General features: G+C 41.4%; 14 protein-coding genes and 1 riboswitch. Of the genes, 12 read left to right on the top strand and 2 right to left on the bottom strand.

From position 1 onward, the window contains the following. Positions 1 to 72: 72 nt before the first annotated feature. Positions 73 to 558 (bottom strand): metal-dependent hydrolase, encoded by a 486-nt coding sequence (locus MHI23_RS15510; protein WP_024423456.1) that lies wholly within the window; start codon positions 556 to 558, stop codon positions 73 to 75. 171 nt (positions 559 to 729) lie between these two features. Between MHI23_RS15510 and MHI23_RS15505 the strand changes: the two genes are divergently transcribed. The 3 genes from MHI23_RS15505 to MHI23_RS15495 all read left to right on the top strand — a co-directional run bounded on the left by MHI23_RS15505 (position 730) and on the right by MHI23_RS15495 (position 3281). Then, on the top strand, positions 730 to 1158 hold the full coding sequence (locus tag MHI23_RS15505) for a MarR family transcriptional regulator (protein WP_024423455.1): 429 nt from the start codon (positions 730 to 732) through the stop codon (positions 1156 to 1158). Between the two features lie 81 nt (positions 1159 to 1239). Beyond that, positions 1240 to 1383 (top strand): small acid-soluble spore protein SspJ, encoded by a 144-nt coding sequence (gene sspJ / locus MHI23_RS15500; protein ID WP_024423454.1) that lies wholly within the window; start codon positions 1240 to 1242, stop codon positions 1381 to 1383. 121 nt (positions 1384 to 1504) lie between these two features. Continuing rightward, positions 1505 to 1683: riboswitch (Lysine riboswitch) on the top strand. Between the two features lie 191 nt (positions 1684 to 1874). Beyond that, positions 1875 to 3281, top strand: coding sequence for an amino acid permease (locus MHI23_RS15495; protein WP_073207427.1), 1407 nt, complete (start codon positions 1875 to 1877; stop codon positions 3279 to 3281). Positions 3282 to 3327: 46 nt separating this feature from the next. On the opposite strand, the gene MHI23_RS15490 is transcribed toward MHI23_RS15495, so the two are convergent. Continuing rightward, positions 3328 to 4266 (bottom strand): iron-hydroxamate ABC transporter substrate-binding protein, encoded by a 939-nt coding sequence (locus tag MHI23_RS15490; protein WP_342492068.1) that lies wholly within the window; start codon positions 4264 to 4266, stop codon positions 3328 to 3330. A 259-nt stretch (positions 4267 to 4525) separates the two neighbouring features. Here MHI23_RS15490 and MHI23_RS15485 point away from each other — a divergent pair, with 259 nt between their 5' ends. From MHI23_RS15485 to MHI23_RS15445, 9 genes are all read left to right on the top strand, one after another. Further along, positions 4526 to 5578: an iron ABC transporter permease gene (locus MHI23_RS15485; protein ID WP_024423451.1), complete on the top strand. Its 1053-nt coding sequence runs from the start codon at positions 4526 to 4528 to the stop codon at positions 5576 to 5578. Then, on the top strand, positions 5579 to 6601 hold the full coding sequence (locus tag MHI23_RS15480) for an iron ABC transporter permease (protein ID WP_048237425.1): 1023 nt from the start codon (positions 5579 to 5581) through the stop codon (positions 6599 to 6601). A 20-nt stretch (positions 6602 to 6621) separates the two neighbouring features. Beyond that, on the top strand, positions 6622 to 7437 hold the full coding sequence (locus tag MHI23_RS15475; RefSeq protein ID WP_024423449.1) for an ABC transporter ATP-binding protein: 816 nt from the start codon (positions 6622 to 6624) through the stop codon (positions 7435 to 7437). Between the two features lie 174 nt (positions 7438 to 7611). Next, positions 7612 to 8334 (top strand): response regulator transcription factor, encoded by a 723-nt coding sequence (locus MHI23_RS15470; RefSeq protein WP_024423448.1) that lies wholly within the window; start codon positions 7612 to 7614, stop codon positions 8332 to 8334. A gap of 3 nt (positions 8335 to 8337) precedes the next feature. Next, on the top strand, positions 8338 to 10092 hold the full coding sequence (locus MHI23_RS15465) for a HAMP domain-containing sensor histidine kinase (RefSeq protein WP_125586093.1): 1755 nt from the start codon (positions 8338 to 8340) through the stop codon (positions 10090 to 10092). 134 nt (positions 10093 to 10226) lie between these two features. After that, the gene (gene uxaC, locus MHI23_RS15460) at positions 10227 to 11654 is read left to right on the top strand and encodes a glucuronate isomerase (RefSeq protein WP_125586094.1); all 1428 of its coding nucleotides are present in this window, start codon (positions 10227 to 10229) and stop codon (positions 11652 to 11654) included. A gap of 66 nt (positions 11655 to 11720) precedes the next feature. Continuing rightward, a complete protein-coding gene (locus MHI23_RS15455) occupies positions 11721 to 12731 on the top strand; it encodes a LacI family DNA-binding transcriptional regulator (RefSeq protein WP_149126293.1) in 1011 nt (336 codons plus the stop codon). A 58-nt stretch (positions 12732 to 12789) separates the two neighbouring features. Beyond that, positions 12790 to 14247, top strand: a complete 1458-nt coding sequence (locus MHI23_RS15450) for a tagaturonate reductase (protein WP_125586097.1) — start codon at positions 12790 to 12792, stop codon at positions 14245 to 14247. Continuing rightward, a complete protein-coding gene (locus MHI23_RS15445; protein ID WP_125586099.1) occupies positions 14244 to 15737 on the top strand; it encodes an altronate dehydratase family protein in 1494 nt (497 codons plus the stop codon). The genes MHI23_RS15450 and MHI23_RS15445 overlap by 4 nt, the downstream gene beginning before the upstream one ends. Positions 15738 to 15739 lie beyond the last annotated feature (2 nt).

The raw sequence follows: 15739 nt of genomic DNA, 5'->3' as shown, positions 1-15739 counted from the left end.
TTAAACCTACTAAAAAAATGAGGAATGATCAATTCATATCCTGTGTTTTTCGGAAAAACTCTTTTTAATTCATTAGAATGGGATGGATATGCCGCAGATGACGGCGATGTAATAGCAGGTAACGACGGTAAGAGCAGCTAGTACGACTTGTTCTCCTGTGCTGCCTGTTTTGACATAGAAGGGAAGACGCACTTTAATGGAAGCTGGAAATAAAAATTTAATCCCGTTCACTGTTCCTGCATCCAGGATGAGATGACTTGCCATCCCGACTAGTAAACCGATACTTAGGCTGTCATTTGGAATGTATGTTGTCGCTAGAAAATAAATGATCAGCAAAAATAATAAACTGTGTGTAAACGTGCGATGACCGAATACACTGCTGATCAGTGCCGAGAGCAGCGGGAATTTTCTGCCGATTTTACTTTTTGTATGGCAAAGATCAGGGATCAGGGCACCAACTGATCCAGCAGCAGCCATCGTCACTGGGTCTAATCCATAATAGTAGGCAACGGCTGTAGAGGCGGCAACTCCGCCCATGATGTGTGTTTTTCCTGTCATGATGCGTACTCCTGTTCTATCTTTAGTTCAAGTACTCACTATATCAAGGGTGGATTTATTCAGCAAGGCTTATTTCTAAAGAAAAAGAGGCCAAAATGGTTGGCTGAATGGAAAAACATTCTATAATAAGGGAGAAGTCATGTTGATACTAACGATAAGGATGCGATTCGGATGGGTAATGCAGACATTTTAAAAGAAATTGTTCTTGTACATTATGAAGTCAGCCGTAAATTAAACCGCAAGTTACTTGAGTTAGAGAAAGACATCACGCCCCCGCAGATATATGCTCTTTCTATTTTGATACAAGGCAAAGTATCACATGCCGAAGAGCTGAAGCAAAGACTCTCTTTAAACCCTGGTGCAGCCTCTATTGCACTCAATAAATTATGTGAGCAGGGTTATATTCAAAGAGAACGGGACAAGGACGATTCATCACTTGTTCGTTTAGAAGTCACGGAAAAAGGGATGGCGATTTATGAAAAGCATACACGTCTTTTCGGAAAAGTGATTCAGCATATGATGTCAGACTTCACAAAGGATGATTTAAAAACCTTTCTGTCGTACTTGCAAAAAATGAGACAGACCTTTCATGATGATTGAGCCTCTTCCCTTGTATAATGCTGAGCGCTGTAGCGCAAATTAAACAGGCAACCGCATTTTATGAAAAGGGAGGAAACAGCGATGTCATTTTTCCAAAAGGATAAAAAGGCGAAAAGTGAGAAAAACCATCAGCAGGTAGATCAGCTGTTAGAGGAAGCAAGTAAAGAGCTAGCAGGCGATCCGCTTCAGGAAGCTGTACAAAAGAAGAAAAACAACCAACAATAAGCAGGTAAAGGGCAGAGAAACCGTTCTCTGCCTTTTTTCTATGTTTTTCCCTTTGACAGATGTGAGAATGTTTGATAACCTTCGTGTAGTAAAAATGAATAGAAATCCTCACGCTATGTCTCAGTGAGGTAGAGGTTGCGCGGATGATGAGTCACTCATAGGAGAGATGGAATCGTAGATCATGAGAAAAAAGGCATCAGCGCCGAAGTGTAAAGAGAGCTCCAACTTTCTTTATGCTGGGTCTGCATTGAATAAATGCAGGACTGCCACGTCTTTGAAGCGTGGAGGGCTATCCGGAGATCAAGGTGTATGTTTTGAAAAGCATGGACTTTTGTTCAGGCTTTTTTTTATGTTCTGAGTAACAAAAATAAGGGTATGCTGTGAATAAGTAATCCATGATGAACATAAAGAATGCAAGTCATTGCTTCACAAATATATCAATGAAGATACTGCCGGGTCTGGTCCAAAGTGAATAAAACGGAGGTACGGAAATGGAACAGACAAAAAAATGGGGTTTTTGGTTATTGACGGCTTTTGTCGTCGGAAATATGGTAGGTTCAGGCATCTTTATGCTGCCAAGTACGCTTGCCCAGCACGCCAGTCCTTTAGGTGTGACGATGGCATGGCTTGTCACAGGCGGCGGTGTGCTGATGATTGCGCTTGTATTTGGGCATTTGTCCATTCATAAGCCGCAGCTGACGGCTGGACCACAAAGTTATGCAAGGGCGCTTTTTAAAGATCCGAAAAAAGGGAAAGCGGCCGGTTTTACAATGGTTTGGGGATATTGGGTGGCAAGCTGGATTAGTAATGTCGCAATTATTACAAGCCTTGCTGGTTATTTAACGACTTTTTTCCCTATTCTCACCGTGAAGACTGAAGTTTTTACCTTTGGAAAAGAAGCGGTCACACTTGGCCAGCTCATGACGTTTATCGTATGTACCCTTCTTCTATGGGGAACACATACCATTTTAATCACTAGCTTAAGTGCTGCAAGTAAATTGAATTTTATTACGACCTTTTCAAAGGTGCTTGGATTCGTCCTTTTTATTGTGGCGGGATTATTTGCATTTCAAACGACATTATTTGAACATTATTATTTCCCGGTTGAAACAGGCGGAGAAGGAGTGCTCGGACTTGGTGGCCAAATTCATCATGCGGCTATTTCCACACTATGGGCATTTATTGGGATTGAATCAGCTGTCATTTTATCAGGAAGAGCATCCTCACAGCGTGATGTGAAACGTGCGACGATTACAGGTCTTTTAATCGCACTTTCGATCTACATGATTATCACATTGATTACAATGGGCGTTCTGCCGCATGATCAATTGCAAGGCTCTGACAAACCATTCGTGGATGTGCTTCAGCTTATTATTGGGCCAGCTGGCGGAATTGTCATGGCGCTGCTGGCGATTATTTGTTTGTTTGGTTCGATGCTTGGCTGGATTTTACTTGGTTCAGAAGTACCGTATCAAGCAGCAAAGGCTGGTGATTTTCCAGCAGTATTTGCAAAAACAAACAAAAAAGGAAGCCCTGCTTTCGCTTTGACTGTTACAAATATTATGTCACAGCTGTTTATCTTCTCTGTGATGTCACGTACGATTAATGAAGCTTTTACCTTTTTAACCACATCAGCGACACTTGCGTATCTTATTCCGTATATTGTGTCTTCCATCTACAGCTTTAAGGTCATCATGCAAGGTGACACATATGAGCTTCAAAAAGGAAATCGAACAAGAGACGGTATCATTGCACTTGTTGCGATGGGATATTCAGCTTGGGTCATTATTTCAGGAACAGCCGACTTGAAAACTTTTGGTCTTGGAATCGGTCTATTCTTAGTGGGTATTTTGCTTTATCCACTTATGTCAAAAGGATTTGCCAAAGAAACGGTATAGGATTAGGATAAGGAAGACGTTTCTCCATTTCTGGAGAAACGTTTTTTTATGATGCAGATGTCAATCGATCCACAATGAACTCTAGCTGACCTTCTAGTGACACTGGGTCATTAAAGAAGTAACCGACGGGATCTATTTCAAATACACGTTTATTTTTGACGGCAGGAAGTGATGTCCAAATGCTGCTTTGATACACTTGGTCACCATTACTTTTTGAGCCGCTCCATGGACCTGTGAAAATATAGTCGCCTGCGAATTCTGGCAGCTTCTCAAGAGAAATGTTTGCATAGCCGACACCGCTGTCGATCGCTTCTTTTTTGACGGCCTTCGGTGCTTTTAATTTCAGCTCATCATAAATGATTTCGCCCCCGCGGCCGAAGGTGTTTCCAAAAATATAAATACCTTTATCAAATGGCGATACGATCGAAACCGTTTTGCTGCCGACCGCTTTTGTTACCTTTGGTTTCACCTCAGCAATTTTGGTATCCCATTTCGTGATCCATTCTGTTGCTTTTTTTGGTGTACCTGTCATTTTACCGAATTCTTTTAGCTGGTCTTTGAAGGAATATTGGTTGTATTTAACCGCTACAGTTGGGGCGATTTTTTTGTATTGATCAAACTTCTCGTCTTCTCCCCATGCAATAATCATATCTGGCTTCAAAGCGGTTACCTTTTCGACTGATGGGGTCCTTCCGAGATTTTCCACTCCATCTGTTTTCTCTTTATAAAAAGGGTTTTTAAAGATGGGTGATGTTGTAGCAACCGGCGTCTTGCCGAGCGTGACGAGGTCCCCGTAATAGCTTTCTGCAAGAAGCACTATTCGTTTCGGATTTTTCGGTAGCTTCACTTCACCTTTGGCATCCTGATAGGTGATCATGTCATTCTTTTTCGCTGCAGATTGTTTATTTGAAGTGCTGCCGCAAGCGGCTGTAAAGATCATAAGGATGGATAAAGAAATCAAAAGAAATCCAGTTCGTTTTTTCACAAAAGTTCTCTCCTATTCACTTTCCTTTGATAATGATTCTCATTTTCAATTTTATCGTAACATGGTAGGAACAAAAATGCATCGGCTAATTTAGAACCAAAAGAAAAATGATGAAATTCTCACAGTTTTTTGCCGAAAATAAAGAAATTTATCAGAACAGTGATTTCAAAAAGAAAAGAAAGTGATATACTAGACTTCGAGATTGATAATCATTATCACTAATACAGAATAGACATGAACGGAAAGGAAGAGACTGGTTTTGGGCTCACAATCGAATAAACAGCTGCCAGCCAGCGATGATACGATCGATATTGTCACGAAGCCTTTTGGAACAGCAGCTGTTATCATCATAGGAATGATCGCTTTAGCATTTGGTCTTTTTTTATCAGTATCATTAGGAGCGGCAAACATTCATCTACAGACTGTATGGGAAGCCGTTTTTCATTTTGATCCACATCAAACTTCACATCAAATCATTCGGGAATTGAGGCTGCCGCGTACAGTTGGAGCTGCCCTCGTCGGTGCCTTTTTAGCCGTATCAGGTGCCATTATGCAAGGAATGACAAGAAACGCGCTTGCGTCACCTGAGATTATGGGCGTGACAAATGGCTCCGCATTTGCGATTGCCATTGCATTAGCATTTTTCCCTGGCCAATCTTCTTTTACATTAATTCTTTGGTCATTTGTTGGAGCCGCACTCGGTGCCTCTATTGTATTTGGTGTCGGTACTATGTCAAAAGGGGGGCTGACTCCTGTAAAGCTCGCACTAGCTGGTACAGCGGTTGGAGCACTTTTGAGCTCCATCTCCTCAGCCATTGCCATCCGTTTTGACGTCGCTCAAGATATGAGCTTTTGGTATGCTGGCGGAGTGGCAGGTGTGAATTGGAGTAACATTCATATCATCATTCCAGTTGCCATTGCAGGACTAATCATTGCAATGATCCTTGCCCGTTCGATCACGGTTTTGAGCTTAGGTGAAGAACTGGCGAAAGGACTTGGACAATATACAAAAACGGTCAAGGTGCTTGGTATATTGGTTGTTATTCTTTTAACGGGTGCTGCCGTGTCGGTAGCAGGCTCTATTGGTTTTATTGGGCTTGTGATCCCTCATGTCACTCGATTCTTGGTTGGAGTGGACTACCGCTGGATTATCCCATGCTCCGCTATTTTAGGGGCCACTTTGTTAATTTATGCAGACATTGCTGCAAGACTGGTCAACGCTCCGTTTGAAACGCCAGTCGGTGCCATTACAGCGATTATAGGCGTTCCTTTCTTCTTATACTTAGCTAGACGTGAAAGGAGCGGGATTTAAATGGAAATGGTGCAGCAAGCAAAGAAAAAGAAATATCAACGAACGATGCTCATGATCTTTTTCGCGATCGTAGCTGTGTTTCTCATTAGTTTAAATACCGGAGAAATTCGAATCTCTCCGATGGATACATTGAAAACACTTTTTGGATTCGGAAGTGAAATGGATGAACTCGTATTATTCGAGTTCAGGCTTCCAAGAATGGTCATCGCTTTACTTGTCGGCGCTTCTATCGCTGTATCAGGAGCGATTTGGCAAGGTGTTTCTCAAAATGGTTTAGCTGACCCGGGTATTCTCGGTGTCAATGCCGGTGCTGGTTTTGCCGTTGTGCTATTTATCTTTGCATTTCAAGGCACGATGACAAATTTAGGTGATTTTACGATTTTTGTACTGCCGCTTTTCGCGTTCGTAGGTGCAGGCTTTGCTGCATTTCTCATCTATGTGTTAGCGTGGAAAAAAGGCATCACACCTGTTCGATTGATTTTAACTGGTATTGGTGTGAATGCTGCGTTTTCAGCAGCAATTGTGGTCATCCAGTTGAAAATGAGCCCAAATGATTTTAACCAAGCCATCGTGTGGTTATCTGGAAGCATTTATGGCTCGAGCTGGACGTACGTCTTATCTGTTCTGCCATGGATGCTGATTTTCCTTATATTAGCGCTTGTCAGATCACGCTACTTAAACATTATGAATTTAGGTGATCAGCTGTCCTATGGATTGGGCATTTCTGTTCATAAAGAAAGAAGCCTTCTCATGCTGATTGCCGTTGCATTAGCAGGTGCGAGTGTTGCTGTTGCAGGAAGTATCTCTTTCCTAGGATTAGCCGCACCGCACTTAGCTAGAAAGCTTGTTGGGCCAAAGCATCAAGGAATGATACCGGCCTCCGCGCTGATTGGCGCGCTGTTATTATTACTGGCAGATACAATTGGCCGCGTCATCCTTGCACCATCAGAAGTGCCAGTTGGCCTTGTCGTTTCTGCTTTAGGCGCACCTTACTTCATTTACTTATTGATGAAATCGAACTAATGAGGAAGGAGAGACAACATATGAAATCACTCGAAACAGAAAAGCTTTGTATCGGTTATCAAGACCGTTTGATTGTAGAAGATTTGAATGTCAGTATCCCAAAAGGCAAGGTGACAACACTGATTGGACCGAATGGCTGCGGGAAATCAACCATTTTAAAAACGATGTCTCGTATAATGAAATCCAATCGAGGAGCTGTTTACTTAAATGGCAAGGCTATCCACGAGACGCCGACAAAAGAAATTTCAAAACAAATGGCGATCTTACCGCAAACGCCCGAAGCACCAAGTGGATTGACAGTGTATGAGCTCGTGTCATATGGACGTTTCCCGCATCAAAATGGGTTTGGCCGCTTATCAAATGAAGATAAACGAATCATTAGGTGGGCACTTGAGGAAACGGGAATGATTGCTTTTCATGATCGGCCAATTGAAGCACTTTCCGGTGGACAGCGTCAGCGTGTATGGATTGCGATGGCACTTGCCCAAGAAACAGAGCTGCTCCTATTAGATGAACCTACGACGTATTTGGATCTTGCACATCAGCTCGAGATTCTTCAGCTGTTAGAACGCTTAAATAGGGAGCAGGGCCGAACTGTGTTGATGGTCATCCATGATTTGAATCATGCGGCGCGTTTTTCACATTACATGATTGCCCTCAATCAAGGGAAAGTCATAAAAGATGGTACGCCTCATGAGGTCATGACCAAAGATGTACTCAGTCGGGTATTCCATATTGATGCAGAAATTGTGCTTGATCCTAGAACGAATAAGCCGATCTGTTTAACATATGACTTAATGAATCATGAACGAAAGCTAGAAGCTGTGAATGGATAATAGATGTATAGGAACCCGGTGCAGCTGCCGGGTTTTTTTGCATGTTTAAAACCTCCTAGTCCTGCCATTTTCTCCAGTTGATATTTTTTCGCTTTTATGCAGAAAAGAGGTACTTTTTTACTTTAGACAATGGTAATATACGGTTAGAGATCATGCTAGAAAGGAAAGAGATGCGTGGAAACAGCAAAAATATTGATTGCAGATGACGAAGAAGCAATTGTGAAAATGGTTGAACGCGTATTAAAAAAAGAAGGATTCAAGCATATTTATAAAGCCTACCATGCAGATGAAGCATTAGATATTGTCAAAAACGAGGACATCCACCTCTTACTTCTAGATGTAATGATGCCCGGTAAGTCTGGTTTTGACGTTCTGCCTGAAATCAGAAAGTTAACGAAAGTGCCTATTTTCTATTTAACTGCAAGAACGTCTGATGTCGATAAACTGACGGGCTTTGCACAGGGGGCAGATGATTACATCACGAAGCCATTTAACCCGCTTGAGCTAGTGGCTAGAATTAAGGCTCACCTAAATCGAACATATATCTCCTTACAGGAGGAGCAAGAAGACACTCAAAGCCAATATCATTATGCCCATTTCTCCTATCATCCTCATGCAGCCGAATTGAAAGTAAGAGGAGAGGTGACGGCATGTTCTGCTCAGCTTCTTTCTTTGCTGAAGTACTTTTGTGACCATCCGAATGTGGTACTCTCAAAAGATCAAATCTATGAGAAAGTATGGGGCGTCCCATCATATGGTGATAACAACACTGTCATGGTTCATATTCGAAAGCTGAGAGAAAAGATTGAATTAGATCCGAGTCAGCCAGAATATATTGTGACGATCCGTGGTATGGGATATAAATTTATACCCCACCCTGCAAAGGTCCTTCAATAATTTATGAATTTACGAGCAAAACTTTTCTTTCACTTTGTCGGACAAATGTTTATTGTGATTGCCATTCTGACGATCGGCAATACGTTCTCTGAGAACTTATATTTAAATAAATACTATGAGAACATGACCGAAACTGGTTTAACAAAAGCTGATGGAGATACACTCATGAGCTGGCTTTATTTTAACGAGGATGGAAAAATGGAAGCCGACGATCAGCTCAAGCAAGCAGTGGAAAAAAGAGACGGCTGGCTGCAAGTGATTGATTCAAAGAAGAATACCGTTTATAGCTATCACCGCCCTAAATCAATTCCAACATCTTATCAAAAGGATGAAATGATCAAGATCTTTGAAAAAAGACAATTTAAAGATTACAAGATGTACTTCTGGCCAATTGAGATTGATCAAGAAAGTTTTACTGTGTTATATGGGTTCAAAACGAACAGCACAAAGGTAGCCAATTATCTGAAACAGCACGAGAAAAATTTGGCTGCATTATCTCAATATTCGATTGAAACGAAAGAATTCTTGAAGAGAATGAATGGATCGGTTCATTTGTTCAATGACGAAGGAAAATATTTAAAAGGCATTCGAGCCAACACAGATTTGAAACATAACGTAACAGATGTTGAACTGCTCAAGTATCAATCGAAGCCTTGGGAGTTTAGAAGTGATCTGTCTTATATGAAAGTGAATAAAAACCTGTATATTATTGTTTCGGTACCAAATAAAGTATACAGCCCGGACGAGCTTTACGATAAAGAGAGAGACGCTTTAAATCAATATACAACCATCTTAATTGCAGGTCTTGCACTCACTATTATTATTGTCATGACATTATGGTATTCGTATCGTTATGGGCTGCCAATTTATCACATTATTCGCTGGCTGATTTTCTTATCAAAAAATAAATTGCAGGAACCAACAAATAGAAAGGGAATTCCAGTCAGCAAAAATAAAAAAGGCCGTATTAAACGGGAATACCGATTATTTGAGGATATCCTAAAAACAATGGAGCAGCTTACACTTACATTAAAAGAGAATGAAGCAAACCGAAGAAAAATTCAAACCACAAGGGAAGAATGGATTGCAGGATTGTCTCATGATTTGAAAACGCCTCTAAGTACGATATACGGCTATGGACTCATGCTTGAATCCGATCAATATCAATGGTCCAAGGAAGAAGTCATGGAAATGGGACAGGTGATTCGTGAGAAATCAGAATACATGTCGACACTGATTGAGGATTTAAACCTCACGTACCGATTGAAGAATGGTGCCCTGCCTATTAATCGGAAACCGGTTGAACTCAGTGAATTTTTAGCTTCCATTATGGACGAGTTTTCAAGAAGCTCTTCTTCTGAGGATTATCCATCCTCCTTTGAAGATCAAACAGATGGTGTCATATTTGAGATCGATAAAGCATGGTTCAGACGAGTGATTGAGAACCTGCTGGCGAATGCAGTGAAGCATAACGAAAAAGGCACACATATTACAGCTGTTTTATCTGAAACAAATGAAGAAGTTCGAATCGAAATGAAAGACAATGGCCGCGGAATGGCACAGGAAACGGTGGATCACCTATTTAACCGCTATTACAGAGGGACAAATACAAACGACCCAACGAACGGAACAGGTCTCGGGCTTGCGATAGCAAAAGAGCTCGTCTTGCTGCATGACGGTGATATTCAAGTTGAAAGTGAACTAGGCATTGGAACAACTATTGCGATTATCCTAAAAAAATCATCACCTGTAAAATAGTCAAAAAACGATTTTCTTTTCTAAAGGAGTCGTTTTTTCCTGTTTTAGGATTGAAATCAATTTTGTAAACGATTACAATAAAATTGTTAACGTGAACAAATCGATTTTATCTATAAGAGAGATGGGGGAGTTTGATGAAAGCCTTTTTAGATGAGCATTTTTTACTCAACAGTCAAACGGCGGAAAAGCTATACCATGAGTTTGCAAAGGACCTTCCAATTATAGATTACCATTGTCATTTAAGCCCCAAAGAAATCTATGAGAATAAAACCTTCCATAATATCACCGAAGCATGGCTTTACGGAGATCATTATAAATGGCGTGCCATGAGAGCAAATGGCATACCCGAATCGCACATCACAGGGGATGCCTCAGACTATGAGAAATTTCTGGCGTGGGCGAAGACTGTTCCCATGACCATTGGTAACCCGCTCTATCACTGGACTCATTTAGAGCTGAGACGATATTTTGGAGTTGAAGAACTTTTAAACGAAAAAACCGCACACATCATCTGGCAAAAAGTAAATGAAAAGCTGCAAGGAGAGGGTTTTGGTGCAAGAGACTTCATTGTGAAATCGAACGTTGAAACAGTCGTGACAACAGATGATCCAGTCGATTCGCTTTGTTATCATCAAAAACTGCGGGAAGAAGGATTCACTGTGCAAGTACTGCCCGGATTTCGGCCTGACAAGGCACTAGATATAACGAATCACCTATTTACAGGGTATGTTCACGAACTGGCAGAGGCTTCATCTACTTCAATACAATCCTATCAAGACTTTTTGACAGCTCTCCTCGCAAGAATTGATTTTTTCCATGAACAAGGCTGCTTGATCTCAGATCATGCTATTAACGAAATGACGTTTGAAGAAACGACGGAAGAAGAAGTGGAAGCCATCTTTCATAAAAGAATGTCTGGTCATTCATTGACAGAAAAAGAGAAGATCAAATTTAAAACACAAACATTCATTCAGCTAGGTCAGGCTTACTATGAGCGGGGTTGGGCAATGCAGCTGCATATCAATGCGCTTAGGAACAACAATACGAAAATGTTTGAGCGGCTTGGGCCAGATACAGGGTATGATGCGATGAATGATGAAGACATTGCCAAGCCGCTTTGCAGAATATTAGACCGTTTAGATCAAGAACAGGCACTGCCAAAAACCATTCTCTATTCCTTGAATCCTCGGGACAATGTTGTGATTTCCACATTGGCTGGAAGTTTTCAAGACGGGACGACACCTGGGAAGATCCAGCACGGCACAGCTTGGTGGTTTAATGATACGAAACAAGGGATGACAGAGCAGATGATGGCTCTATCCAGTATTGGACTGATCAGCCGTTTCATTGGGATGCTGACAGATTCACGAAGCTTTTTGTCGTATACAAGGCATGAATATTTTCGAAGACTGCTATGCGATATCATCGGAGATTGGGTAGAAAAAGGAGAAGCCCCTTATGATCTTGAACTGTTAGGGGGAATCGTGAAAGGAATCAGCTATGAAAATGCCAGGCAGTATTTTCAATTTGACCGGGCAAAGCAGCTCCAGCATCCAAACTGAATGACATGAAGAAAATGAAAGCGGTTTTATGATAAGATGGTAAAAAATCATAAAAGGCGGAATAGCATGACAGTCACAATTAAAGACATAGCAAAATTGGCAAACGTCTCTCATACCACGGTATCAAGGGCTTTGAATAACAGTCCTTTTATTAAAGAGAAGACAAAACAAAAGATTTTGTCGATTGCAAAACAGCTGAATTATTCACCGAATGTCCATGCGAGAGGCCTAGTATCACAAAAATCATTCACAATTGGTCTGTTTTTTACGAGTTTAACTGAAGGCACATCTTCAAGCTTCTTTGTGGATGCGTTAAAAGGTGTCAATAGCGTCATGACAGAGCATTATAATCTCTTTGTAAGAGGAATTGACGACTTTCACGATTACACAACCATTCATAAACAACGCTACGATGGCATTTTGCTCATGAGTCAAAGCGAACATGATGAAGCATTTATCCATCATGTGAAAAAACAGGGCATTCCCATCATTGTGCTGAATCGCCGTGTAGAAAGTCATGAGGTCATGAATATATTAGCAGATGATAGTCAAGGAGCTTACCAGGCTGCACACCATTTGATTCAGGAAGGTCATGAACAAATCGCCATCATTGAAGGGAAAGAAGGCTTTAAATCAACTCAAGAAAGAAAAGCTGGTTTCCTGCAAGCGCTAATTGATCACCAAATACCTATGAAGAAAGAATATATGATGAAAGGCGATTATCATATGAAAAGCGGCTATGAATCAATGGAATCGCTGCTGGCCCTTGATGAACCGCCAACAGCGCTCTTTTGCTCAAACGATGACATGGCGATTGGTGCAATGAATGCATTATTTGCAAAAGGCAAAACGTGTCCAGGTGATATTTCTATTATTGGTTTTGATGATATTGCTTTTTCGTCCTATACCACACCTGCATTGACAACGGTGAAAAAACCGATTGAAAAAATGTGTGCACTTGGAGCAGAAGCTATCCTTTCAGTAATAAACGGTGAAGAGCAAGAAGAGGATCATATGGAAAAAGTGTATGTCCACACAGAGCTGATGATTAGAGATTCAGTCAAAAAGGTGCCGTAATCAGCACCTTCTTAGAAAAATGTTCACGTGTGCATATTTCTTGGAGAGGGGAATCCATTTGAAACGATTATCAAAAGCCATATACCCGGCGGCTGAGTATCCGGAAACGATTTTGCAGATTGGCGAAGGAAATTTTATGCGAGGATTTATCAATTGGCACATCCAGAAGCTGAACGACTGCACAGATTTTAAAGGAAAAGCGGTTGTTGTCCCTCCACGAAAAGGATCGGTAGCAGCCTTAAATGAACAAGATGGCTTGTACACATTATGTATTCAGGGATATCATGACCAGCAAGAAATGAATGAACGTATGATCATCCAATCAATTAGCAGAGGAATTAGTACGTATACGGATTACGAGGAGTTTTTACACGTAGCGGAAAACCCGAATCTTCGCTTTGTCTTCTCAAACACGACAGAGGCAGGACTTGTGTTTAGAAAAGAAGATCGTTTGGAGGATCGGCCGCAAGCCAGTTTTCCAGGAAAGCTGACATCGTTCTTGTATCACCGGTTTAAAGCATTTGCTGGAGATGAGCAGAAAGGACTGATCATTCTGCCTTGTGAATTGGTTGAACAAAATGGTGATCGATTGAAGAAATATGTGATCGGTATGGCAGCTGAGTGGGAACTGCCGCCTGCGTTTATTACATGGATTATGGAAGCCAACACGTTTTGTAATACACTTGTGGACCGGATTGTCCCTGGATTCTCTAAGGAAGCGGCTGAAATTGTACAAAGGGAGGAAGGGTATATCGACGAATTGCTTGTCACGGCAGAATATTATCATCTTTTTGTCATTGAAGCGCCTGCCTGTGTGCAAAAGGAGCTCCCCTTTCAAGAAGCAGGATTAAATGTACTTTTTGTAGAGGATATTGCGCCTTATCGTATGAGCAAGGTACGAATTTTAAATGGTGCACATACAGCGATGGTGCCGATTGCCTATTCATGCGGTTTAGAAACTGTAAAAGAAGCTGTGGATGATGAGCATGTTGGTCCGTTCGTCCGGCGTATGCTGGAGGAGGAAGTACTTCCAGGGCTTGAACTCCCTGAAGATGAGCTTCTTCTTTATACACAATCCGTTTGGGATCGTTTTTGCAATCCATTTGTAAAGCATCAATTGCTGGATATTGCACTGAATGGGGTATCCAAATTCCGAACCCGTAATCTTCCGTCATTGCTTGATTATGTTGAGCGAAAGAAACAGCTGCCAATGAAACTTGTGTTTTCACTTAGCAGTCTCATTTATTTCTACAGAGCACATGCAGGAAGGGTAAAGGATGATGAAACTGTGCTAACGCTCATGAAGGAAGCGTGGGAAGAGGAAAACCATTCTAATGAAGGAGTTGCAGCGAAAATTCTTTCATGCGAGTCATTATGGGGCAGAAATTTAACAGATATAAATGGATTGAGTCAAGCTGTAGCTGATCAGCTTACCCTCATACAGACGCATGGGATGAGAGCAGCTGTTCATCGAATGAGGCTTCATCAATATGAAAGTCAGGGGGAGAAAGCATGAAAGACTTTATTGTCATCCACCCTTCAGATAATGTCGGTATTGCTTTAAAAGGACTTGAGCAAGGGGAGGAGCTGCAGCATCAAGGACATACGATTATCTTAAAAGAGACCGTCGCCAAAGGTCATAAGTTTGCATTGGCTGAAATCAAGCAGAGAGAGAATATTATCAAATATGGCTATCCCATTGGTCATGCAGTGACTGCCATTTCTGCTGGAGAATGGGTGCATACGCATAATATCAAAACCAATCTATCTGGCAAGCTAGAATACGAATACCAGCCTTCATTATCAGAAAACCCCTATGAAAAAACGAATCTAACATTTAAAGGATATAAACGAAAAAATGGCGGAAGCGGGATCCGCAATGAGCTTTGGATTGTTCCTACCGTTGGATGCGTAAATGGCATCGCCGATCAAATGATCCAAATATTCACCGCTGAAATGGGTGGAAACATCCATCCTTTTGAAACAGCCCTTGTATTAAAGCACAATTATGGCTGCTCACAGCTTGGGGACGATCATGAAAATACCAAAACCATTTTACAAAATGCGGTGAAGCACCCTAACGCTGGAGGAGTACTCGTTCTTGGACTTGGCTGTGAAAACAATGACATTGAGGATTTTCAGTCCACATTAGGTGAATATGACCGTACGAGAGTGAAATTTTTAAGAAGCCAAGAGGTAGGAGATGAGATAGAAACGGGAGTCGCTTTACTCAAGGAAATTTATGATGCGGCGAAAGAAGATCATCGTGAAGACATTCCGTTATCTGAGCTGAAAATTGGCTTGAAGTGCGGAGGATCAGATGGATTCTCTGGTATTACCGCAAATCCGCTTTTAGGCAGACTGTCCGATTTTATTGTTGCTCAAGGCGGCACGACAGTGTTAACAGAAGTGCCTGAAATGTTTGGAGCAGAAACGATTTTAATGGAGAGAGCGGAATCAGAAGCGACTTTCGACAATATTGTGCAAATGATCAATGACTTTAAACAATACTTCATGGATCATCGACAGCCGGTATATGAAAATCCTTCCCCGGGAAATAAAGCAGGTGGAATTTCGACATTAGAGGATAAATCTCTTGGCTGTACACAAAAAGCAGGTACTTCTGAAATTAAAGATGTATTGAAATATGGAGAGCTGCTGAAACAAAAGGGATTGAACCTATTAAGTGCACCTGGTAATGATTTGGTTGCTTCATCTGCACTTGCTGCTTCCGGTTGTCAAATGGTCTTGTTTACAACAGGCCGGGGGACACCATTTGGTACGTTTGTGCCAACAATGAAGATCTCAACCAACACAGCCTTATATGAAACAAAAAAGCACTGGATTGACTTTAATGCTGGAGAACTGCTTGAAGATGTACCGGAAGATGTTGTATTAGAAAAATTTATTTCAACTGTCATTGATGTGGCGAGCGGGAAGCTGTTAAATCATGAAAAAAACAATTTTAGAGAGCTGGCTATTTTCAAAACAGGTGTCACACTTTAAGT

It is taken from the genome of Bacillus sp. FSL M7-0003 (assembly GCF_038628485.1).
Lineage (GTDB): Bacteria > Bacillota > Bacilli > Bacillales > Bacillaceae > Bacillus > Bacillus safensis.
The sequence above is the reverse complement of the archived record's forward strand: the minus strand, read 5'-3'. Positions and strand labels throughout refer to the sequence as shown.